Below are 21,293 nucleotides of genomic sequence, written 5' to 3'. Positions count from 1 at the left end.
CGATCGCCTGTCGTGGGGTGACGGTCACCCGAGAGGTAGAGGGAGGGCGCTACTCGTCGTTCCCGGCATCCGCGTCGAGGTCGACGTGGCGTTCCTCGTCGATGCCCGCGACCTCGTCGTCGAGCATGTCGTCCAGATCGCGGTCGTCGTCATCGACGGGGTGCCGGGGTTCATCGAACCCGGTCTCCTGCGAGACCGTGAAGTCGTCGGATTCCTCGACCGGATCCCCATCGTCCGGAATGTGATGGTTCATGCCGCCAGCGTATGCCTCTCGCGTGCCCGTGACTAGAGCCGGTCTCCATTCCCGCGTGTTCATGTGGGCACGGCCTAGGCTGGCGGCATGAGCGATTGGATGGCGGCGGGACTGGCCGGCCTTCTCGCAGGCTCCGCGCTGTTGATCGGTGCTGTCATCGCTTGGCGGATCGCCGTGCCCGAGAGGGTCGTCGCATCCATCATGGCCTTCGGGGCTGGGGTGCTCATCTCGGCGCTCGCCTTCGATCTCGTGCTCGAGGCGGAACAGGCCGGTGGCTTCTGGCCGACGGTCGGCGGTTTCGCGTTCGGAGCGATCGCCTACGTAGCGGCCAACATCGGGCTCGACACGGTCGACGCCCGCAAGCGGCGGGGCAACGACGACCCGGGAACGGGTACCGGCATCGCCGCCGGTGCCCTGCTCGACGGCGTTCCCGAATCTGCCGTGCTCGGCCTCAGCATGGTCGGCGGGCAGAGTGTGAGCGTGCCGATCCTCGCGGCCATCATGATCTCCAACCTGCCGGAAGGTCTCGCGAGCACGGCGGAACTCAAACGATCCGATCGACCCGCGCGTTATGTCTTCCTGCTCTGGAGCGGCATCGCGGTCGCCTGTGCGATCTCCGCGTTGCTCGGATTCGTCATCCTTCAGGATGTCTCCACCGGCACGACGGCGTTCATCACGGCCATTGCGGCCGGTGCCATTCTCGCCATGATCTGCGACACGATGATCCCCGACGCGTTCCGCAGAGCACATGCCTTCACCGGGTTGCTCGCGACGCTCGGATTCCTGGTGAGCTTCGCCGTTCATCAGCTCGGCTGACATCATGCGCCGCTTAGGCGTACACTGGTAGCACGCCGGGGGAACCCCGTCATGTCTCGACCGTGCCTGTGCACGTTGCTTGAGTCCGGGTTCGGCGTACCGTTCGCATCCGCCGCGGCCACCGTGCAACGCGGATGCGGAAGCAGCAGGCATCCGAGACTTGGAGGACAATGCCTCAGCAGCGACAGTCACGGCAACGCACCCGTTCGCGCGACGACGAGGCTCCGATCATCCCGATCCTCGCGCGCAAGGTTCGCGAGGTCGAGGCGAAAGCCCAGGGCGGCAAGGTCGGCCCGACCAACCGCACGAAGTTCCAGGTGATCGCGCTGCTTATGCGCGAGGAAAGGGCGCGAGTCAAGACCGATCCAGAGATCGCCGACGCGAGTCGGGTCGAGCTGCTCAAACGCCTCGACGGCATCGCCCAGATCCTCGCCAAGACGGCTGCTCGCGACACGAGCCTCATCACCCTGCTCGAACCAGACGCCTCGGTGTCGACGGTCGCACAACGGTTCAGACGGGACTGGCTCCTCGAATCAGGAGCGGAACTCAGCCCCGACGAACTCGTCATCACGCGCGAGGCGGAGACCAAGCCCGAGTTGCCCGAGAATCAGGTGATTCCGCAGTCGGTCAAGGCCAGGCAGCTCGCCAACCCCTTCCTCGCCCCCGATCTCAGTCGCCCGGCTCCCGCCGTCGTACCGGTACGACGCCTCGCCAACTGGGAACTGCTCAGCCCCCTCTTCAAGTCGTTCGAGTACGGCTCGGGGGGGCAGGCCGCCACGATGGACCTGCCCGAGGCTCCCAAGATCGACCGGCTTTCGCCGAATGGCCTGGAGCTGATGAAGCACCAGGCGCGTTTCGTCGAGAGCGTGCGACAGGGACACCGCACCTTCCTGCTCGCAGATGAGCCCGGACTCGGCAAGACGGCGCAGAGCGTGCTCGCGGCGTCTGTCGCCGACGCCTACCCGCTCCTGGCCGTCGTTCCCAACGTCGTCAAGATGAACTGGGCGCGTGAGGTCGAGCGGTGGACGCCGCATCGACGGGCGACCGTCATCCACGGAGACGGCGACACGCTCGACGCCTTCGCCGACGTCGTCGTCGTCAACTACGACGTGCTGGACAGGCACCTCGCCTGGCTTGGCACCCTCGGCTTCGGCGGCATGGTCGTCGATGAGGCGCACTTCATCAAGAACCTGCAATCTCAGCGGTCGAAGCATGTGCTCGCCCTCGCCGAACGCATCCGCCAGAGGACTCCAGGCGGCAACCCGCTGCTCATGGCGCTCACCGGAACGCCGCTCATCAACGACGTCGACGACTTTCGGGCGATCTGGCAGTTCCTCGGCTGGATCAGCGGCGACAAGCCCGCTCCCGCGCTCATGCAGAAGCTCGAGGACACCGGGCTGACCCCGGCCGACTTCGGTTTCTACGCCGAGGCGCGCGCATCCGTGATCGACATGGGCATCGTCCGCCGCCGCAAGGTGGACGTCGCGACCGATCTGCCGGCCAAGCGCATCGCCGACCTCCCGGTCGAACTCGACGACGACCTCGGCCGATCGATCCGACAGGCGGAACGCGAGCTCGGCTATCGGCTGCGCGACCGTTTCACCGCCTTCGTCGGCGCGCGCAATCTCACCCCCGCAACGCTCGACGACGACCAGCGCGACGCATTCATCCGTGCCGTCGCCCATGCCGAACTCGAGGAGTCGAAGGCATCGAAGTCCGGCGAGAACGTCTTCACGATGGTTCGCAAGATCGGCCAGGCCAAGGCGGCGCTCGCCGCGGACTACGCCGCCCAGCTCGCCCGTTCCGTCGGCAAGGTCGTGTTCTTCGCCAAGCACATCGACGTCATGGACGCCGCAGAGGACACATTCGCCAAGCGCGAGCTCCGAACGGTCTCATTGCGCGGCGACCAGACGGCGCTCACCCGGCAGGCGGCGATCGATGCCTTCAACAACGATCCGGATGTCGCCATCGCGGTCTGCTCTCTCACCGCGGCCGGCGTCGGCGTCAATCTGCAGGCGTCGTCGAACGTGGTTCTCGCCGAGCTCAGCTGGACCGCAGCCGAGCAGACGCAGGCCATTGACAGGGTGCACCGCATCGGGCAGGACGAGCCCGTCACGGCGTGGCGCATCATCGCGGCCCACACCATCGACGCTAAGATCGCCGAGCTCATCGACAGCAAGCAGGGCTTGGCGGCCCGCGCGCTCGACGGCTCCGACGATGAGATCACGACGGCCGACTCCGTGCAGCTCGATGCCCTCCAGCATCTGCTGCGCCAGGCACTGGACGGTTCGCTGTAGACTTCCCGCACCGACCGAAACGCCCCGAGGACGCGGCCATCAGGCGTGTTGCGATGAGAGGCTTCGCCGCGCGCCGGTCGCAGTTGAGAGATTGAGGAGCTGTCGCGCGCATGAAGATCGGAATCCTGACGAGCGGAGGGGACTGTCCTGGACTCAACGCCGTCATCCGAGGGGCCGTGCTGAAGGGCGTCATCGCCCACGACGCCGAGTTCGTCGGCTTTCGCTGGGGGTGGCGCGGGGTCGTCGAAGGCGACTTCATGCCGATCACGCGTCACGACGTGCGGGGGCTCTCCCGCCAGGGCGGAACCATCCTCGGCTCTAGCCGGACGAACCCCTTCGAGGGTGAGAACGGCGGCCCGGAGAACATCCAGCGCATGCTCGACGCGAACGGCATCGACGCCATCATCGCGATCGGCGGAGAGGGAACCCTCACCGCTGCGAGACGACTCACGGATGCCGGACTCAAGATCGTCGGCGTGCCGAAGACGATCGACAACGACCTCACCGCGACCGACTACTCCTTCGGGTTCGACACGGCCGTCGAGATCGCCACTGAGGCGATCGACCGGCTGCGCACCACCGCCGAGTCGCACGGTCGGTGCATCGTGGTCGAGGTCATGGGGCGGCACGTCGGATGGATCGCCCTGCACTCGGGCATGGCGGGCGGCGCGCACGCCATCCTCATCCCCGAGCAGCCGCAGTCGATCGAGCAGATCTGCGAATGGGTCGAGAGCGTCCGGGATCGAGGCCGAGCCCCGGTGATCGTCGTCGCCGAGGGCTTTCACCTCGACGACATGGAAGGGGCCTACTCCCACAAGGGCCTCGACGCCTTCAACAGGCCTCGCCTCGGCGGCATCGCGGAGCGCCTCACCCCGATGATCGAAGCCCGCACCGGCATCGAATCCCGCGACACCGTGCTCGGTCACATCCAGCGGGGCGGAGCGCCATCGGCCTACGACCGGGTGCTAGCCACCCGTCTGGGCATGGCGGCCGTCGACGCCGTCTATGCCGAGGAGTGGGGCTCGATGGTGTCGCTGCGCGGTACCGAGATCGAGGTCGTGAGCATCGCAGAGGCGACGGGCGGTCTGAACCGTGTGCCGCAGGCCCGCTACGACGAGGCGCGGATACTCTTCGGCTGAGCATATGGTCGTCGCGGCAGGATCCCAGACGCCTGGAACGCCTGCGCCTGATGTCGAATGGCCTGCGCGCGAACTCATCAGCGATCTGGCGAAGGAGCTGAGGGGACTCGAAGGCGCCGCGCGCAAAGACCGTGCGGATGCCGTGCACCGCATGCGCTCCGTTTCGCGGCGGCTGCGCAGTGCGCTGGCGGCCCTGGACGCTGGGCCCGAGACCCCGGTCCATGTTGCGGCGAAGGGCTTGCGATGGCTTGGGGCGACGCTCGGCTACAACCGGGACAGCGAGGTGATTCAGCTGCGGTTGCAGGATCACGCCGACGGCGCGGACGATCCGGCCGCACGCCGAGTCGCCCGGCGTTTGATCGCCGTCGAGCGCCGGAATCGAGGCGTGACCCATGCCGCCGTCGTCAAGGCGCTCGGATCGAAAAGATACCGGCGGACGATGGCGGCTCTCGACGCCGTCGGGGCGGCCGAATCCCCGGTAGGAACCGCGGACGCTCGCGAATACGCCGCTGCGGAGCGGCTCCGTTCCGACCTCGAACGAGTGCGCAGGCGCGCGCGTCGCGAGGCCGGGAACACAGACCCGCTGCTCGCGGAGAGAAAGCTGCACTCGGTGCGCAAGGCGGCGCGCAGGCTGCGCTACGACGCAGAGGCCGCCGCGGTCGACGCCCCTGGAATCGGCGTGTGGGCGGCGTCGCTCGCCGCCGCCGCGGAACGGGTGCAGCACGAACTGGGCGCCTTCCGTGATAGCGCGCTCGTGCAGGAGCTCGTCGTCGCGAGCTCCGCAGGGTCGGGCGAGCGGTCGGGCGAGGCGGCCGGTGATGGCCGCGGCGCTCAGAACGACCTCCTTCGAGTGGAAAGAACTCTCGGCGAGGCGGCTCTCGATCGGGCGCGCGCCGCGATCGCCGCCTTGCTGGCCGAGGGCTAGTCTCGAGCATGCTGCGAACCTCGGTGCTCATGGCGAGACCCGGTTCGGTGCAGGCCAGAACAAACGATGCGTTGTCTGCGTGAAGATGTCACGGGCGCGCTTCTTCTTGCGGGTATCGCGTCAATGGTCGTGGCGATTTTACCCGATCTCGATCAGTGTCTAGCTGGAATGGACGCCGTCTATGTTGGGGCGGCAACCACCGCGTCAGACACGAACAAAACCCGGCACGGGGTAGTCTCGAAGCATGTTGCCTCAGGTGTGCGTGTGCTACCTCCTGCGCGAGTTTTCGGCAGGAACGCATCAGGTGCTGCTCGGACGGAAGAAGGTCGGTTTCGGAGCGGGCTACTACGTCGGTCTCGGTGGCAAACTCGAACCGGGGGAGACCGCGATCGAGGCGGCTGTGCGCGAGGTCGAGGAGGAATCCGGAGTCGTCGTCATGGCCGAGGATCTCGAACCGCGAGGCTTGCTCACCTATCTTTTCCCGCACCGGGAGTCCTGGAGCCAGGAGTCGAGCGTGTTCGTCGGTGAGACGTGGAGAGGAGAACCTGTCGAGTCCGACGAACTCGACCCGGAATGGTTCGACCTCGACGCGCTCCCGCTTTCGGAAATGTGGGATGACGCCCGGTTTTGGCTGCCGGAGGTGCTCGCCGGCGGAAGCATCCGTCGCACCTTCACTTTCGGTGCGGATCTCGCGCGTGTCGTCGACCCGTTCGCGGCCGGATCGCGGCCGTCCGTCTCAGGTTGACCTGCGGGCTCTCGGGTGTAATCATCGACGTGGCTCGCCAACGGTTTCTTAACGGGGCAAGTCATCAATTGTGAACATCCGGTGTACTCGATGCCGGGCTCCAGAGAAAGACGCCGGTGGATCTCACCCTGATCGTCGTGCTGGTCATCGCGTTGGCCCTCTTCTTCGATTTCACCAACGGATTCCACGACACCGCGAATGCGATGGCGACACCGATCGCGACCGGCGCCATGAAGCCGAAGGTCGCCGTCGCGCTCGCCGCCGTCCTCAACCTCGTCGGGGCCTTCCTGTCGACCGAAGTGGCGAAGACGGTCTCGGGCGGCATCATTAGGGAGGGCGATGGCGGGGTGCTCATCACTCCGGAGCTCATCTTCGCGGGGCTCATCGGTGGGATCGTCTGGAACATGGTGACGTGGCTTCTCGGTCTGCCATCGAGCTCGAGCCACGCCCTCTTCGGCGGGCTGATCGGCGCGGCCATCGTCGGTGCGGGCATCAACACGGTCGACTTCACGGTCGTGATGTCGAAAGTCATCCTTCCTGCGCTCATCGCGCCGCTCACGGCGGGACTCGTCGCCTTTGTCTCCACCAAGCTGGCCTACGCGATCACCCGGCGCCATGACGGTCGCCCCGATGGCCGCGACGGCTTCCGTTACGCGCAGATCTTCTCGAGCTCGCTCGTCGCGCTCGCACACGGCACGAACGACGCGCAGAAGACGATGGGCGTCATCACGCTCACCCTCATCTCCGTCGGCGCTCAGCCTGTCGGCACCAGCCCCGCGCTGTGGGTCGTCACCGCCTGCGCGCTCGCGATCGCGCTCGGCACCTATATGGGGGGCTGGCGCATCATCCGCACACTCGGGACGGGACTCACCGACGTCAAGCCTGCGCAGGGCTTCGCAGCCGAGACGAGCACCGCCGCGACGATCCTCGCGTCGAGCCACCTCGGCTTCGCCCTTTCGACGACGCAGGTGGCATCCGGTTCCGTCATCGGCTCAGGCCTCGGTCGTCGCGGATCGACCGTGCGCTGGGGAACGGCCGGCCGGATCGGCATCGGCTGGTTGCTGACATTGCCCTCAGCCGCCCTCGTCGGCGGACTCGCCGCGCTGCTCGCTCATGCAGGTGCTTGGGGCATCGCGATCGACGCTCTCGCGGGTATCGGCGTCATCGCCGGGATCTTCTGGTGGTCGCGACGCGACGAGGTCTCGCATCACAATGTCGTGAGCGAGGTCGCCGACTCGGGTAGGGCCGTCAAGATCAAGAGGAATCCGAAACCGAAGAGGAAGGTCTCGCGATGATCGACTGGGGTGCGTTCGCCGTCGTGGCGATCGCGGCGCTCACTGCCGCCGCAACCGTCGTGAGCACCTATTCGCTCGGGCTCCGGCTGCTCACCGTTTCGGGCCGGGTGCCCGTCGTAGAGCCTGCCGCGTTCACAGATGCGATCACGGTCGTCTCACCGGCGCAAGCGAAGGCCGCAGCCACGCGTGCCCGCAAGGCGGCCAAGAAGAGCCCGTTGACCCTCGGACAGAAACGGCTGGCCTTCATCGCGGCATGCGCCTGTTTCATCCTCTGCGTTGGCGCCGTGTTGTACGGCATCTATCTCATCGTGCCGGCTCTGCACAACTGAGACCACGGGTCCATCGCCCGCAACAGGGGTCCGAGGTCGTCGCAGGGAGGACAGAAGACATAGGATCGATCCGTGAGTCGACTTGCCGCTCCTACGGCATCCGCCGGTCTCGAGGTGCACCTCGGTGGCGGCGCCGTGAGAGGGGAGCGTCGGCGGGGGCTCCGGATGTGGCGCGGCATACCCTACGCTGCAGCGCCTGTCGGCTCACGGCGGTTTCGCGCTCCGGTGACCGCCGAGCCCTGGGACGGCGTTCTCGATGCGAAGGAGTTCGGACCGGTCGCTCCTCAGAAACGCAACGGTCAGTTTTTGGGCGCGGCGGCCAGTGTGCCCCGCTCGGAGGACTGCTTGACCCTCAACGTGACCGCGCCGGACGAGCCCGCCGGGAACCGCCCGGTCATGGTCTTCATCCACGGTGGCGGCTACAGTGTCGGTTCCTCCCGGGAGTTCCCGCGCCAGGGCGAGGGACTCGTGCGCCGGGGCGGAGTCGTCTATGTGAGCATCAATTACCGTCTCGGCGCGCTCGGCTGGCTCGACTTCCGAGCCTATTCGACGCCGGAGCGGCCGATCGAGTGCAATCTCGGGCTGCGCGACCAGTTCGCGGCTCTCGAGTGGGTCAGGCGCAACATCCGGGCCTTCGGCGGCGACCCGGGGAACGTCACGGTCTTCGGCGAGTCGGCCGGCGGCAACGCCGTCACAACCCTTCTGACCGTGCCTACTGCTGAGGGGCTGTTCCACCGCGCGATCGTGCAGAGCGCGCCTCCCAACGCCGTCTATCTGCCCGAGGTCACCTCTCGCTGGGCGCACGAGTACGTCGAGATACTCAGCCGGCTCGTCGACGACGACGACATCGAGAGCGAGTCTCCCGAGGACGCCGCGGCGATGCTGTGCGCGGCCGCTCCCATGACCCTTGCCGAGGCCACGACGATGCTCACGATCCGCACCCCCGACGAGGATCCCGGCACCATCAGCCTGGCCCCCGTCATCGACGGGGAGTTCTTGCCGCACCGGCCGCTCGATGCCTTCCGAGACGGCCTGGCCCATCGGGTTCCCCTCATCATCGGCACCAACGACCGGGAGGGTTCCCTCTTCGAGGGCCGCATCGGCATCCTGCCTACGACGAAGCCACGGATCAGGGCGATCTTCGCGAACACGAGGAAGAAGGCGCGCAAGGAGATCAAGGCGCAGTATCCCGGCTTGCCCGCTCGTCGCCCTGCCGCCGACTTCGGCGGCGATTTCACGTTCTGGTATCCGAGCATCAAGGTCGCAGAACGTCACTCCCGCTACGAGCTCGTGTACTTCTACCGTTTCGACGCCGCGCCCTACATCGTGCGCAGGCTCGGGCTCGATGCGACGCATGGCCTCGAGCTGTTCCCGCTGTTCGATCGCCTCAACACGCCGCTCGGTCTGAGCATGACCGTGTTCGGAGGTCGGCGCATGTTCCGTGCCGTCGGGCGACGGATGCAGCGACACTGGCTCGCTTTCGCGACCTCCGGAGTGCCGGAGCCGGGATGGCCGTGCTACGACGAGCGCGAGCGGAGCACCCTCGTATTCGACCGGGTCGACCGGGTCGAATCGGACCCACGCCGCGAGAAACGGCTCGCCTGGCAGGAGTTCGTGCCGCACGTCTGATACGGAGGCGCGTCACCGGCCGGATGGCGGCGCCGGTATGAGCGATTCCTTCCATTCGTCCATGTGCCCGTTGCGAATGTGATGCCGCCCCTGACCGCCGGGTCCTGCTCTTTCCACACAGAATGGCCATGTCCTTCTTCGTGCTGCGCTGCAGCGGGGCTCCCACCGGCGTTTTCGGGGGATAACCCCATTGGTCGCCTATCCGATGGTCCGTAACGTTGTCGATGTGTCCACGACCGTGGCCGCACCATAGCTCACAGGAGAGAACACCATGTCGGCCACCATCCCCGCCATCCCTCCGGCACCCGCCGATCCGGCGTTCGCCACCGCGCAGTCCGGCCTCCAGACGAGCGGGCAACCGGACTTCGCTGGGCCCGTAGCGTCGGTGCAGGAGGAGACCAAGGGGTTCAGCATCTCGAGCCTCGTGCTCGGCCTCGTCTCGATCGTCGCCGGCTGGACCTTCCTCGCACCGATCGTCGGCCTCGTCGCCGGCATCATGGCGCTGAGCCGCGAACCATCCAGCCGTACCATTGCGATCTGGGGCATCGTGCTCAACAGCGTCATGCTCGGGGGGTCGCTCCTCGTCGGGATCGCCGCCTTCGCCTTCGGACTCGCTCTCCTTCCGTTCGCGTTCCTCTGAGCCACAACCACGCTGTGCGGCGCAAAGCGCGATGTGTTGCGCCGCACGGCGTTTGCGGCCTCCCCGGTGGTTCCAGAGCCGGAAAGCTGCGTGGTCGTCGCGCTAGAGTGAGTGGAGTACGAGCCACGAACTCATCCCTCAGCAGGCAATGGAGCCGTCAGTGTCCACAAGCACTCCTCGCAGCGCGTCCACCCCTACTCCCGCCGCTTCGCCCGCTCAGTCGGTCGGCGGCGGGCCTATGGTGACCCCTTCGCCCGGATTCCGACTCGAGAGCGACTCGCTCGGCCCCGTCGAGGTGCCGGAGGACGCCTACTGGGGTGTGCATACCAAGCGCGCTCTCGACAACTTCCCCATCGCGAAGCGCCCCATCTCGGTCTATCCCGATCTGATCCGTGCCCTCGCCTACGTCAAGCAGGCCTGTGCCCGCGCCAACCTGGAGGTCGGTGCGCTCTCACCTGAGAAGGCGCGCTGGATCGATGCGGCATGCACCAGGATCGTCCAGGGGGCGCGGCACGAGGAGTTCGTCGTCGGGGTCATCCAGGGCGGAGCCGGCACCTCGACGAACATGAACGCCAATGAGGTGATCACGAACGTCGCGCTCGAACTCGCCGGGTACGAGAAGGGGCGCTATGACATCCTGCACCCCATCGACGACGTCAATCGCAGCCAGTCGACGAACGACACCTACCCGACGGCGCTCAAGATCGCGCTCGCCTTCTCGCTCAAGCACCTCCTCGTCGAGCTCAAGCTGCTGCGGGAGTCGTTCTCGCACAAGGGCGAGGAGTTCCGCCACATCCTGAAGGTGGGGCGTACTCAGTTGCAGGATGCCGTGCCGATGACGCTCGGCCAGGAGTTCCGCGGCTTCGCGACGACCCTCGGTGAGGACCACGACCGGCTGAGCGAGACGCTCTGGCTGCTCGCCGAGGTGAACCTCGGCGCTACGGCGATCGGAACGGGGATCACGGCCGATCCGCGTTACGCTTCGGCCGCCATCCGGCATCTCAACGAGCTCACGGGCCTCTCTCTCGAGACCGCGCCCGACCTCATCGAGTCGACGAGCGACGCCGGTGTCTTCATGTCGTTCAGCGGCTCGCTCAAGCGCAGCGCCATCAAGCTCTCCAAGATCTGCAACGACCTACGTCTGCTCTCCTCCGGCCCGCAGGCGGGTCTCGGCGAGATCAACCTCCCGGCCAAGCAGGCCGGGTCGAGCATCATGCCTGGCAAGGTCAATCCCGTCATCCCCGAGGCAGTCAGCCAGGTCGCCTACGCGATCGCCGGCACGGATGTCACGGTCACGATGGCCGCTGAGGCGGGGCAGCTCCAGCTCAACGCCTTCGAGCCGGTGATCGCCCACTCGTTGCTGCAGAGTCTCGCATGGATGACCCAGGCATGCTGGACGCTGCGTGTCAACTGCATCGATGGGATCACGGCCAACGAGGATCGCCTCAAAGCGATGGTGGCGTCGAGCGTCGGCGTGATCACGGCCCTCATCCCGTTCATCGGCTACGCCGAAGCGGCGAAGATCGCGAAGATCGCCCTCGCGACCGGCAACCCCGTCGCCGACCTCGTCGTCGATGCCGGGCTCATGACCCGGGATGAGGTCACGGCACAACTGTCTCCGAGCCGCCTCTCGGGCATGGAGACGATCACGACGAGCGTTCCGGTCGCGGAGATGCAGGCGGAACCCTCGGAGTAGCCGGGGTCAGAGAACTCGGCAGTATGTCGTGAGGGAGCCGATCCCCTCGATTGACACGGTCACGGTCGAGCCGTCGCGCAGGAACACCGGGGGATTACGCGAGTAGCCGGCACCGCCGGGACTGCCTGTCGAGATGAGAGTTCCGGCCGGAATCGTGGATGAGTGCGACAGGTACGAGACGATCTCAGCGACCGTGCGCACCATCTCACCGCTCGACGCATCCTGCAGGACGCGACCGTCGACGTTGGTCGTGAGCCAGAGGTCCTGCGGATCGGGGATCTCGTCTGCTGTGACGACGACGGGGCCTGTCGGCGTGAACCCGTCGAAAGACTTGCAACGCGACCACTGCGCTTCGCTGAACTGCAGATCGCGAGCCGTGATGTCATTGACGACCGTGTAGCCCCACACATAGTCGAGGGCGTCCCGTACGGAGATGTTGCGAGCCGCCCGTCCGATGATGACCCCGAGCTCCGCTTCATAGTCGACCTGTGCGGTCAGATCCTCCGGCCATGTCGTCGTGGTCCCGTGGGCGGCCAGCGAATTCGGCCACAGCGAGAACACGGTCATCGCCGTCTCGGAGCGGAGCTTGAGCTCGGAGGCGTGGGCCGCGTAGTTCGCACCGACGGCGAGTATGTGCGGCGGCCTGAGCACGGCGGACGCATGCCGTAGCTCGGCGAGTGGCGTGAGCGACACCCGCTGAGCGACGGCCCGGTCGATGACGGCGCGCACGTGAGCCAAGCCGGCGTCACCGCGTTCGACGAGCTCCTGCAGATCGCACGGAGCCTCGTCCATCACCTCGTCGAGGAAGAGCGCCATCTCTCCGAATGTGGTCGCGAGCCGCGGGGTCGATTGGCCTTCGACTCGGAGATGCGCAAATTTCACCTTTGTAGGCTATCGGCCGGAACCTGTTCTCCGGCTGTGGGAAGCGCATAGTGCACCGTCTCAAACGTTGGCGAGAGTCCACCAAAACAGTCGGTTCGGCGTCGACGATCGGCACCGAGGGTTCCGTTATTGTCGGCCTTATTGTGTCGGCCGCAGTCGGAGACCCTGCATGCCGCCGTCGACGGCGAGCGAGGTCCCCGTGGTCGAACCGGCGAGAGGGCTCGCCAGATAGACGACCGCAGCGGCCACCTCCTCAGCCGAGACCAGGCGTCCGTGAGGCTGTCGCGCTTCGAGGGCCGCGCGCTCGGCGGCGGGGTCGGCGGCACTCTGGAGCAGGCGCTGCACCCACGGGGTATCGGCCGTGCCCGGGTTGACCGTGTTCACGCGAATGCCCTCTCGCAGATGGTCGGCGGCCATCGAGAGGGTGAGCGAGAGCACGGCGCCCTTGCTCGCACTGTAGAGCGCGCGGTGCGGCAGGCCGGCTGTGGCTGCGATCGAGCAGGTGTTGACGATCGCGGCCGACGAGGACTTCCGCAAATACGGGAGGGCGGCCCGCGAGACGCGCACGATGCCGAGCACGTTGACGTCGAAGACGCGATGCCACTCCTCGTCGCCATTGTCCTCGATCGTGCCCTGCGCTCCGATGCCGGCGTTGTTCACGACGATGTCGATACGGCCGAACCGTTCCACTACGGCCTCGATGCCCGCGCGCACGCTCGTATCGTCGGCGATGTCGACGCGCACCGTGAAGACGCCGGCATCTGTCGCGTCTGGGTTCAGGTCGAACACCGCCACGTCGGCGCCCTGGGCGATGAGACGGTGCGCGATCGCGGCTCCGATGCCGGATGCCCCTCCGGTGACGACGGCGACGAGGCCGTCGAAGTCGTTCGACATGGGTAGGTTCCTTTCTAGGCTTGGGCGAACTCTTGGCGTTGACGGCCGAGACCGTCGATCTCGACCTCGACGACGTCCCCCGCGGAGAGATAGGGGAAGCGTCCGGACAGGGCGACGCCTTCCGGCGTCCCCGTCAGCACGAGGTCGCCGGGTTCGAGGGTGAGGAACTGGCTCAGGTGCCAGAGCACGTAGTCGACGTCGAAGATGAGATCGGCGGTCGTGGAGTCCTGGCGGGGTTCACTGTTCACCCAGCTGCGCAGCCGGAGGTTGCCGTAGTCGACTTCGTCCGGGGTCACCAGCCAGGGACCGGTGGGATTGAACCCCGGAGAGCACTTGCCCTTGCTCCACTGGCCCCCCGAGACCGCCAGCTGGAAGTCGCGCTCGGAGATGTCGTTCGCGACGACGAATCCCGCGATGTGCCGGATGCTGTCGGCCGGCGAATCGAGATAGCTCGCGCGCGTGCCGATCACGACCCCCAACTCGACCTCCCAATCGGTTTTGGAGCTTCCACGGGGTATCAAGACCGTGTCGAACGGTCCGGAGACCGTGTTCGGCGTCTTGAGGAACATGACGAGGTTCTCTGGCGGTGCAGAACCGGACTCGGCGGCGTGCGCTGCGTAGTTCATGCCGACGCAGATCACTGCGCTCGGACGGGCGATCGCCGGTCCGACCCGCAGCGTATCCGCACCGTCGAGCACGGGAAGCGTGCCGGCCGCGAGGGCTGCTCTCACCGCGTCCGGTCCGCCAGACTCCAGGAACCGGCCGTCGATGTCGGGGGTGATGCCGCGAAGGTCGTAATTCGTGCCGTTGTCGACGAGTACGGGCGACTCCTGGCCTACTGGTCCTAGGCGGGCGAACTTCATGGACACTCTTTCTTGTTAACATCGGAACTATGGGCGCAATACTAGTCGTCCTTCTGCTGAGAATCTCATGTTCCCCGTCGATTGACAAGATAAACATCAGATGTCTATAGTCGGACCAGTTCGAACGAAGGAAATTGCATGAGCACGATCGTCAGCGTTGACACCACCGACATCCGGTTCCCGACGTCGCGGCAACTCGACGGTTCCGATGCGATGAATCCCGACCCTGACTATTCGGCCGCTTACCTCGTGATTCGCACAGACGCGAACGACGGAATCGAGGGCCACGGTTTCGTGTTCACGATCGGCCGCGGCAACGACGTCCAGGTCGCGGCGATCCGTGCACTCTCGGGGTATCTCGTCGGCCGCGACACCGAGGAACTGCTCGCCGACATGGGGGCGACATGGAAGATGTTCGCACACGACTCCCAGCTGCGTTGGCTCGGCCCGGAGAAGGGTGTCATGCACATGGCCATCGGCGCCGTGATCAATGCGCTCTGGGATCTGCGTGCCAAGCGCGAGGGAAAACCGCTCTGGCAACTGCTCGCGCACCTGCCTCCTGAGGAGATCGTCGCGCTCGTCGACTTCCGCTACCTGAGCGACGCGCTCACTCGGGATGAAGCCCTCGAGATCCTGCATGCCGCGAGACCTGGCCGGGCCGAGCGCGAGGCGCAGCTCGTGGCAAACGGGTATCCGGGTTATACGACGAGCCCCGGCTGGCTCGGCTATTCGGACGAGAAGCTCGCCCGCCTGTGCCGGGAAGCCATCGCGGACGGTTTCGGCCAGATCAAGCTCAAGGTCGGCGGGAACCTCGACGACGACATCCGCCGACTGGGCATCGCGCGGGAGGCGTGCGGAGAGGGCTTTCCGATCGCCATCGACGCGAATCAGCGGTGGGACGTCGCTGAGGCCGTCGAATGGGTCGGAGCGCTCGCGCGTTTCGACATCCACTGGGTCGAGGAGCCCACGAGCCCGGATGACATTCTCGGGCATGCGGCGATCGCGCGGGGAATCGCGCCTATCCCGGTCGCCACTGGCGAGCACGTCCAGAACCGTATCGTCTTCAAGCAACTCCTGCAGGTGAACGCGATCGGTTTCATGCAGATCGACGCGGCCCGCGTCGGCGGGGTCAACGAGAACATCGCCAATCTGTTGCTCGCCGCGAAGTTCGGCGTCCCGGTCTGCCCCCACGCAGGCGGTGTCGGGCTCTGCGAGGCCGTGCAGCACCTCTCGATGTTCGACTACGTCGCGGTCTCCGGCAGTCAGGACGGCCGTGTGATCGAGTTCGTCGACCACCTGCACGAGCATTTCGTCACTCCGGTGGTGCTGAATGATGGAAACTACCAGGCACCGCTCGCTCCCGGAGCCGGCACCGAGATGCTGGCTGCGTCGATCGCCGAGTACACCTTCTCACCGGGTAGGACCGTAGCGGCCGTCTGATCGAGACTGCTTATCAATAAGGGACGCACGATGACGAACCTCACCTTTGGCCCGCTCTCCTATGGTGCGGCCTCGCTCGGGAACCTCTATCGGGCGCTCTCCGACGAGGAGGCCGAGGAGACGCTCTCCGCGGCGTGGGACTGCGGCGTGCGTCATTTCGACACGGCGCCGCACTATGGTCTCGGGCTGTCGGAGCGGCGCCTCGGCGCCTTTCTCGCAGGCAAGCCGCGTGACGAGTTCACCATCTCGACCAAGGCCGGACGCCTGCTCGTGCCCAACCCGGATGCCGACGCCGTCGCCGCGGGTGCGACGGATCTCGCTCATGATTTCGACGTGCCGGCCGCCGTCGTGCGATCTCCCGACTTCACGGAGTCCGGCATCAGGCGCAGTCTCGAGGAGTCGCTCGGGCGGCTCGGCCTCGACTTCGTCGATGTGCTCTATCTGCACGATCCCGAGCGCTACGGCCTCGAGGAGTCGCTGGCGACCGGTCTTCCCGCGGTTGTCGCGCTTCGCGAGGAAGGATTGGTCTCCGCCGTCGGCATCGGCTCGATGTCGGTCGAGGCTTTGCTTCGAGGAGTGACCGAGGGGGATCTCGATCTCATCATGGTCGCCGGCCGTTACACGCTTCTCGAACAGCCGGCGTTGCCGGAGCTGCTCCCGGCTTGTCTGGAGCGCGGCGTCGGCGTCGTCAACGCCGCCGTGTTCAACACCGGCCTTCTCGCCGCGAGCGTCGTCGCCGAGGATGCGCGGTACGAGTACGGTCCCGTGCCACCGGCGCTACTGGAACGCGCACGGATGCTCGCCGCGACGTGCGCCGAGTTCGGTGTCGAGTTGCCGGCCGCCGCCCTGCGGTACACCCTGCGGCATCCGGCGGTCCGCACCGTCGTCGTCGGCGGAGGCCGAGCGCAGTACATCCGTCAGAACGCGGAGCGAATGGCCACAGCGATTCCCGACGAACTCTGGCAGACGCTGCGCGAACGGGGACTCATCCCATGACCGCAGATGTTCCCCCGGGTTCGCGCACGATCGACGCGCACTTGCATCTCTGGCGACTCCGACCGGGAACATACTCGTGGCTGACACCGGCGCTCGGAGGACTCTACGCGGACTTCACCGCCGAGCAGGCTCGGGTCGAACTGGACGCGGCCGGCATCGACGATGCGATCCTCGTGCAGGCGGACGACACCGTCGCGGACACGGAGTTCATGCTCGCCGTCGCGGATGCGAACCCCTGGGTGACCGGTGTCGTGGGTTGGATCCCGTTGGACGCCCCTGCCGCCGCCGAGGAGACGCTCGACCGTTGGCAGGGGCACCCGGCGTTCTGCGGCGTGCGGCACCTTGTGCACGAGGACCCTCGCGACGGCTTCCTCGAGCTTCCGGCGGTGCGTCGCTCGCTCGCTCTGCTCTCGCGTCGTGGAGTGGCCTTCGACGTTCCAAACGCTTGGCCGCGCCATCTCGCGCCTGCGGTCGCACTCGCCGAGGCTCTGCCTGAGCTCGCGGTCGTCGTCGACCACCTCGCAAAGCCGCCACTCGGGCAGCCGGACTTCGAGGCATGGCTCACGACGATGCGTCGTGTGGCGGCATTCGGCAACACTGTCGTCAAGTTCTCGGGACTGCGACTGCCGGGTGTGAGCTTCGACGTCCAGACGATCCGGCCGCTGTGGGAGTTCGCGCTGGAGCTGTTCGGGCCGAGCCGCATCATGTACGGTGGCGACTGGCCGATCACCGTGCCGGACGGCGGATACCAACCCACCTGGCGGGTCGTGCGCGATCTCGTCGCCGAGCTCTCGCCGGCCGAGCGGGCGCTGGTTCTCGGCGGAACCGCCGCGAGAGTGTACCGGCGATGACGAGCCTCCGGTAGAAGATCAGATCAATCTATACAAGGGTTACGATGTCGAATGTGTATCGTAGGGCCACTTCTCGCTGAGACTGCCTCAGATCGACAGTTGCAATAAGGCAACTCATACCATCGAACAAGATGCTCAAGGAGGAGGACTGAAGTGTTGAGCGGAATACATCCGATCTTAACCGGTGAGTTGCTGGCCCATCTGGATCGTATGGGTCATGGCGACTCCCTCGTCATCGCGGACGCCAACTTTCCGGCATACCGCCTCGGCCGGATCGTCGTCGAGGTTTCGGGCATGACGGCGCCGGCTGTGCTGGAGGCGATTCGCACCGTGTTGCCGCTCGACGAATATGGAGGTCCGGCATTCGGCCTCATGTCGTCGGCTGGCGACGACGTCGCAGGTGTCCCGGCGGGCGTGCTGCTGCCCGTTCAACAGGAGCTCTTGGCGTTCGCGGACGCTCCGGACGACCGAACTGAGGCCATCGAGCGGTTCGCTTTCTATGAGGCCGCGGCATCCGCAGTGCTCATCGTGCGCACGGGCGAATCTCGCGCCTACGGCAATGCCATTCTTCGCAAAGGCGTTGTCGGCGCCTATCGGGGGCCGGGGGCGGAGCGTGGTTGAGAACAGCCGGCTCGGCTGCGCGGTCAGGTAGCGGGTGCTTGCGAGATTCGGACGGCGTTGCCGGATGGGGCGCGGAATGCGCGGTCGCGTGGGCCCCAGGGCTGGTCGATAGGCTCCTGGAGGACTTCGGCTCCGGATTCGCGCACGGTCTCGAAGGTCGCGTCGACGTCGTCGGAGCTGAACACGATGATCGGCAGGGCGCCCTTGGTGAGGAGTTCCTGCAGTGCGTCGCCGCGTTCCGAGCCGGAGGCGAATGCGTCATCGCGGAGAGAGGCTACAGAGCCTCGCGCAGCCATTGCTCGACACCGCTCACGTGCACGATGGTGAGGGCCTGGGCGAGTTCGGAGTCGCGCCGCGAGAGGGCGTTCACGATCGCGCGATGCTCCTGCAGTGTGCGATCGACCGCGTTCTCTTGCGTGACGCCTCGCCAGATCCTGGCTCGAACCGTGTGGCTCGACAACGAGTCGATCAGGCTCGACAGATAGGCGTTGCCCGCAGCGGTAACGATCCGGTGATGAAACTCGAGGTCGTGCTCGACGAGGCCTTCGACGGAACTGGACCCGTCGACCTCGTCGATGAGGGCGGTGAGCTCGGCCACATCCGACTCCGTGAGGTTCTTCGCGGCCATCGCCGTCGCGGCGGGCTCCAGAATGCGTCTGACCGCGAAGATCTCGAGGATCGACGCGTCGTCGTGCAGGTCGACGACGAACGACATCGCCTCGAGCAGCAACTGCGGCTCCAGACTCGTCACGTAGGTGCCGTCGCCGCGACGCACATCGAGAACGCGGATGACCTCGAGCGCTTTGACGGCCTCGCGCAGAGAGCTTCGCGAGAGCCCGAGGTACTCGCTCAGCTCCTTCTCGGGAGGAAGACGGCCGCCGGGACTGAGCTCTCCGGACAGGATCATGTCCTTGATCTTGAGAATAGCCTCGTCGGTGACCGCCATTCCGTCATCCTACCGGCGCGAATAGCCGGTCATCGGCTATTCCCCGGATACCCTGAAGCGTGTCTCAAACGCGCGCACGAGCGGGACGAGGGCGAGTCCGCCCGTCTCGACGGTGAGCTGGTCGACATCGATTGACGCGGCTGCCGCCCGGCACCAGATACCGTGCACGGTTTCGATGAGCGGGTGGGCGTCGACCGCCTCTGCGACAGCGGGTGTGTCGTCTGTGATCGCGTTGTCGACGACGATGATCTCGTCGGCCGGCCTGATCTGGGCGGCCAACACGGCCAGGCAGTGGGCGAGCATGTCTGCATCGTTGTAGGAGGGAACCACGCGGTCATCGCAGAGTTCCCTCCAGCGGTGATCCTATGCCCCGGCAGCCCGCCAGAGATGCATTCCGGCGTAGCTGCGCCACGGCGCCCAGACCGAGCCGAGCTTCTCGAGGGCCTTTGCCTCGCCGGGAAACCCGAGCTTGGCGGCTCCCTGGCGCAGCGCGAGGTCGCTCGTCAGCAGGATGTCGGGACTGCCGAGCACCCGCATCGAGACATAGCCGGCGGTCCACGGGCCGATTCCCGAGAGCGCTGTAAGAGAGTCCGTGAGCTCCTCCCGGGTCTCGCCGACGGTGAGTCGTAGCGCCCCAGTGCTGAGAGCCTCGGCGACCGCAACGATCGTCTCGATCCTGGCGGCCGGGCCGCGGAGCACTTCACGTCCGCCGGCGGCGATCTGCTCCGGCGTCGGGAACAGAGTCCACCCGCCCCGTTCGCGAGGCATCCGGTCGCCGAGCGCGTCGGCGAGCCTGCCGAGCACGGTACGTGCGCCGGCCACTGAGACCTGCTGCCCGACGAGGGCTCTGAACAGCGTCTCCTGCGGATCCACGCTCCCGGGAACCCTGATGCCCGGAGTCTCGGCGACGGATCGCGCGAGGGTGGGGTCCCGGCCGAGCACCGCGTCGATCGCTGCGGCGTCGGCGTCGAGGTCGAGCAGCCGTCGCACGCGTGTGACGAGCGGGGCCAGGTCGGAGAGGTCGGCGAGACTCGCCTCGCACTCGACGATCGGCGTCTCGGCGCTGCCTGCCGCTCGCAGGGCGACGATCGCGGCACCGTGCGGAAGCCGTAGCGCTCGTCGGTAGGTGCCGTCGTGGAAAGTCTCGACGCCGTCGACGGCGCGCGCGGCGAGGAAGCCCAGGACGCCTGCCCCGTCGAACGGGGCGCGGGCAGGGAGGCGGAGCCTCACCGTCGTCGCGCCGTGGGACTCGACCGTGGCCGCGAACGTGGTTCCGCCCGTCGTTCCACGAGCGCGAAGCGCGGTCGGTGTCTGCTCGTACACCGTCACGATGGTCTCGTTGAACTGGCGCACGCTGCCGAAGCCCGCCGCGAAGGCGATGTCGGTGATCGGCAGCTCCGTGCTCGTGAGCAGTACCCGCGCGGTCTGAGCGCGGTGGGCGCGGGCGAGGGCGAGCGGGCCGGCTCCGAGCTCGGACTGGAGCACACGGGTCAGATGACGCGGTGTGTAGCCGAGGCGGGCGGCGAGCCCGGGAACGCCATCGCGTTCGACCGTGCCGTCGGCGATGAGCCGCATCGCGCGAGCGGCGAGGTCGTCTCGAACGTTCCATTCGGGTGAGCCTGGCACGGCATCCGGCAGGCATCGCTTGCACGCGCGCAATCCTGCCTCGTGAGCTGCTGCCGCCGTGAGATAGAACGAGACGTTCGACGGTTTCGGGGTGGTGGCCGGGCAGCTCGGCCGGCAGTAGATGCCGGTGGAATGCACACCCGTGATGAACTGGCCGTCGAAGCGCACATCCCGTGACGACATCGCGCGGTAGCGCTCGGCGAAGACCGGGTCGGCGAGTGGGTTGCGAGGCGCGGCCGGGCGGGATCTCGCCGGGGAGAGGACTGGTGCGATGGTCACGACTCAAGCCTCACACGTCGGCGACCCGAGCGATAGCGAAAAAAAGACATTGCCACGCAGTGCGGGAACGACTCGAGATCCGGGGCGAGACCGCGCCTTCAGGCCGTGTCATGGAGACGCGACACCGGAAA

General features: G+C 66.7%; 21 protein-coding genes and 1 pseudogene. 14 read left to right on the top strand and 8 right to left on the bottom strand.

The genetic code is table 11. The features are described 5' to 3' along the window. Positions 1 to 49: 49 nt before the first annotated feature. A complete protein-coding gene (locus tag ACFQB0_RS14535) occupies positions 50 to 253 on the bottom strand; it encodes a hypothetical protein (RefSeq protein ID WP_386733036.1) in 204 nt (67 codons plus the stop codon). Positions 254 to 340: 87 nt separating this feature from the next. On the opposite strand from ACFQB0_RS14535, the gene ACFQB0_RS14530 reads away from it, so the two are divergent. The 10 genes from ACFQB0_RS14530 (at position 341) to ACFQB0_RS14485 (ending at position 11,764) form a co-directional block, all read left to right on the top strand. Continuing rightward, complete coding sequence (locus ACFQB0_RS14530) at positions 341 to 1,069, top strand: ZIP family metal transporter (protein WP_386733034.1); 729 nt, start codon at positions 341 to 343, stop codon at positions 1,067 to 1,069. A 170-nt stretch (positions 1,070 to 1,239) separates the two neighbouring features. Further along, positions 1,240 to 3,366 (top strand): DEAD/DEAH box helicase, encoded by a 2,127-nt coding sequence (locus tag ACFQB0_RS14525; protein WP_386733032.1) that lies wholly within the window; start codon positions 1,240 to 1,242, stop codon positions 3,364 to 3,366. A gap of 110 nt (positions 3,367 to 3,476) precedes the next feature. Continuing rightward, on the top strand, positions 3,477 to 4,505 hold the full coding sequence (locus tag ACFQB0_RS14520) for a 6-phosphofructokinase (protein WP_386733030.1): 1,029 nt from the start codon (positions 3,477 to 3,479) through the stop codon (positions 4,503 to 4,505). 4 nt (positions 4,506 to 4,509) lie between these two features. Beyond that, on the top strand, positions 4,510 to 5,430 hold the full coding sequence (locus ACFQB0_RS14515; protein WP_386733028.1) for a CHAD domain-containing protein: 921 nt from the start codon (positions 4,510 to 4,512) through the stop codon (positions 5,428 to 5,430). A 244-nt stretch (positions 5,431 to 5,674) separates the two neighbouring features. Next, complete coding sequence (locus tag ACFQB0_RS14510) at positions 5,675 to 6,175, top strand: 8-oxo-dGTP diphosphatase (protein WP_386733027.1); 501 nt, start codon at positions 5,675 to 5,677, stop codon at positions 6,173 to 6,175. Between the two features lie 116 nt (positions 6,176 to 6,291). After that, positions 6,292 to 7,470 (top strand): inorganic phosphate transporter, encoded by a 1,179-nt coding sequence (locus ACFQB0_RS14505; RefSeq protein ID WP_386733025.1) that lies wholly within the window; start codon positions 6,292 to 6,294, stop codon positions 7,468 to 7,470. After that, positions 7,467 to 7,799 (top strand): peptidase, encoded by a 333-nt coding sequence (locus ACFQB0_RS14500; RefSeq protein WP_386733023.1) that lies wholly within the window; start codon positions 7,467 to 7,469, stop codon positions 7,797 to 7,799. The genes ACFQB0_RS14505 and ACFQB0_RS14500 overlap by 4 nt, the downstream gene beginning before the upstream one ends. 72 nt (positions 7,800 to 7,871) lie before the next feature. Then, positions 7,872 to 9,428: a carboxylesterase/lipase family protein gene (locus ACFQB0_RS14495; RefSeq protein WP_386733021.1), complete on the top strand. Its 1,557-nt coding sequence runs from the start codon at positions 7,872 to 7,874 to the stop codon at positions 9,426 to 9,428. A 271-nt stretch (positions 9,429 to 9,699) separates the two neighbouring features. Continuing rightward, positions 9,700 to 10,068, top strand: a complete 369-nt coding sequence (locus ACFQB0_RS14490) for a DUF4190 domain-containing protein (RefSeq protein WP_386733019.1) — start codon at positions 9,700 to 9,702, stop codon at positions 10,066 to 10,068. A gap of 238 nt (positions 10,069 to 10,306) precedes the next feature. After that, entirely contained in the window at positions 10,307 to 11,764 is a 1,458-nt protein-coding gene (locus tag ACFQB0_RS14485; RefSeq protein ID WP_386733300.1) for an aspartate ammonia-lyase, read from the top strand. Between the two features lie 6 nt (positions 11,765 to 11,770). Here ACFQB0_RS14485 and ACFQB0_RS14480 read toward each other — a convergent pair whose 3' ends face one another. The 3 genes from ACFQB0_RS14480 to ACFQB0_RS14470 form a co-directional block, all read right to left on the bottom strand. Beyond that, positions 11,771 to 12,646: a fumarylacetoacetate hydrolase family protein gene (locus ACFQB0_RS14480; RefSeq protein ID WP_386733017.1), complete on the bottom strand. Its 876-nt coding sequence runs from the start codon at positions 12,644 to 12,646 to the stop codon at positions 11,771 to 11,773. Positions 12,647 to 12,784: 138 nt separating this feature from the next. Continuing rightward, the gene (locus ACFQB0_RS14475; protein ID WP_386733015.1) at positions 12,785 to 13,540 is read right to left on the bottom strand and encodes an SDR family NAD(P)-dependent oxidoreductase; all 756 of its coding nucleotides are present in this window, start codon (positions 13,538 to 13,540) and stop codon (positions 12,785 to 12,787) included. 14 nt (positions 13,541 to 13,554) lie between these two features. Next, positions 13,555 to 14,403: a fumarylacetoacetate hydrolase family protein gene (locus tag ACFQB0_RS14470; protein WP_386733013.1), complete on the bottom strand. Its 849-nt coding sequence runs from the start codon at positions 14,401 to 14,403 to the stop codon at positions 13,555 to 13,557. Between the two features lie 138 nt (positions 14,404 to 14,541). Between ACFQB0_RS14470 and ACFQB0_RS14465 the strand changes: the two genes are divergently transcribed. The 4 genes from ACFQB0_RS14465 (at position 14,542) to ACFQB0_RS14450 (ending at position 18,311) form a co-directional block, all read left to right on the top strand. Then, complete coding sequence (locus ACFQB0_RS14465; RefSeq protein WP_386733011.1) at positions 14,542 to 15,843, top strand: L-fuconate dehydratase; 1,302 nt, start codon at positions 14,542 to 14,544, stop codon at positions 15,841 to 15,843. A gap of 30 nt (positions 15,844 to 15,873) precedes the next feature. After that, the gene (locus ACFQB0_RS14460) at positions 15,874 to 16,839 is read left to right on the top strand and encodes an aldo/keto reductase (protein ID WP_386733009.1); all 966 of its coding nucleotides are present in this window, start codon (positions 15,874 to 15,876) and stop codon (positions 16,837 to 16,839) included. Then, entirely contained in the window at positions 16,836 to 17,690 is an 855-nt protein-coding gene (locus tag ACFQB0_RS14455; protein ID WP_386733007.1) for an amidohydrolase family protein, read from the top strand. The genes ACFQB0_RS14460 and ACFQB0_RS14455 overlap by 4 nt, the downstream gene beginning before the upstream one ends. A gap of 153 nt (positions 17,691 to 17,843) precedes the next feature. Next, a complete protein-coding gene (locus tag ACFQB0_RS14450; RefSeq protein WP_386733005.1) occupies positions 17,844 to 18,311 on the top strand; it encodes an RbsD/FucU family protein in 468 nt (155 codons plus the stop codon). Positions 18,312 to 18,334: 23 nt separating this feature from the next. Here the strand turns inward: ACFQB0_RS14450 and ACFQB0_RS14445 are convergent. From ACFQB0_RS14445 to ACFQB0_RS14430, 4 genes and pseudogenes are all read right to left on the bottom strand, one after another. Beyond that, positions 18,335 to 18,571, bottom strand: a pseudogene (locus tag ACFQB0_RS14445) (VOC family protein); the annotation flags it as partial. A 14-nt stretch (positions 18,572 to 18,585) separates the two neighbouring features. After that, positions 18,586 to 19,257, bottom strand: coding sequence for a FadR/GntR family transcriptional regulator (locus ACFQB0_RS14440; RefSeq protein ID WP_386733003.1), 672 nt, complete (start codon positions 19,255 to 19,257; stop codon positions 18,586 to 18,588). Between the two features lie 36 nt (positions 19,258 to 19,293). Beyond that, positions 19,294 to 19,587, bottom strand: a complete 294-nt coding sequence (locus ACFQB0_RS14435) for a glycosyltransferase family A protein (protein WP_386733001.1) — start codon at positions 19,585 to 19,587, stop codon at positions 19,294 to 19,296. 33 nt (positions 19,588 to 19,620) lie between these two features. Continuing rightward, the gene (locus ACFQB0_RS14430; protein ID WP_386732999.1) at positions 19,621 to 21,162 is read right to left on the bottom strand and encodes an AlkA N-terminal domain-containing protein; all 1,542 of its coding nucleotides are present in this window, start codon (positions 21,160 to 21,162) and stop codon (positions 19,621 to 19,623) included. Between the last annotated feature and the right edge of the window lie 131 nt (positions 21,163 to 21,293).

It is taken from the genome of Luethyella okanaganae, assembly GCF_042660285.1.
Taxonomy (GTDB): domain Bacteria; phylum Actinomycetota; class Actinomycetes; order Actinomycetales; family Microbacteriaceae; genus Luethyella; species Luethyella okanaganae.
Note: the sequence above shows the minus strand (reverse complement) of the source record. Positions and strands in the feature narration are given on the sequence as shown.

Coding starts and splice junctions, on each gene's coding strand:
- ACFQB0_RS14530 (WP_386733034.1), top strand. CDS start 341: ATGAGCGATTGGATGGCGGCGGGACTGGCCGGCCTTCTCGCAGGCTCC.
- ACFQB0_RS14490 (WP_386733019.1), top strand. CDS start 9,700: ATGTCGGCCACCATCCCCGCCATCCCTCCGGCACCCGCCGATCCGGCG.
- ACFQB0_RS14465 (WP_386733011.1), top strand. CDS start 14,542: ATGAGCACGATCGTCAGCGTTGACACCACCGACATCCGGTTCCCGACG.
- ACFQB0_RS14510 (WP_386733027.1), top strand. CDS start 5,675: ATGTTGCCTCAGGTGTGCGTGTGCTACCTCCTGCGCGAGTTTTCGGCA.
- ACFQB0_RS14455 (WP_386733007.1), top strand. CDS start 16,836: ATGACCGCAGATGTTCCCCCGGGTTCGCGCACGATCGACGCGCACTTG.
- ACFQB0_RS14485 (WP_386733300.1), top strand. CDS start 10,307: ATGGTGACCCCTTCGCCCGGATTCCGACTCGAGAGCGACTCGCTCGGC.
- ACFQB0_RS14460 (WP_386733009.1), top strand. CDS start 15,874: ATGACGAACCTCACCTTTGGCCCGCTCTCCTATGGTGCGGCCTCGCTC.
- ACFQB0_RS14470 (WP_386733013.1), bottom strand. CDS start 14,403: ATGAAGTTCGCCCGCCTAGGACCAGTAGGCCAGGAGTCGCCCGTACTC.
- ACFQB0_RS14440 (WP_386733003.1), bottom strand. CDS start 19,257: ATGGCGGTCACCGACGAGGCTATTCTCAAGATCAAGGACATGATCCTG.
- ACFQB0_RS14520 (WP_386733030.1), top strand. CDS start 3,477: ATGAAGATCGGAATCCTGACGAGCGGAGGGGACTGTCCTGGACTCAAC.
- ACFQB0_RS14515 (WP_386733028.1), top strand. CDS start 4,510: ATGGTCGTCGCGGCAGGATCCCAGACGCCTGGAACGCCTGCGCCTGAT.
- ACFQB0_RS14535 (WP_386733036.1), bottom strand. CDS start 253: ATGAACCATCACATTCCGGACGATGGGGATCCGGTCGAGGAATCCGAC.
- ACFQB0_RS14475 (WP_386733015.1), bottom strand. CDS start 13,540: ATGTCGAACGACTTCGACGGCCTCGTCGCCGTCGTCACCGGAGGGGCA.
- ACFQB0_RS14525 (WP_386733032.1), top strand. CDS start 1,240: ATGCCTCAGCAGCGACAGTCACGGCAACGCACCCGTTCGCGCGACGAC.
- ACFQB0_RS14500 (WP_386733023.1), top strand. CDS start 7,467: ATGATCGACTGGGGTGCGTTCGCCGTCGTGGCGATCGCGGCGCTCACT.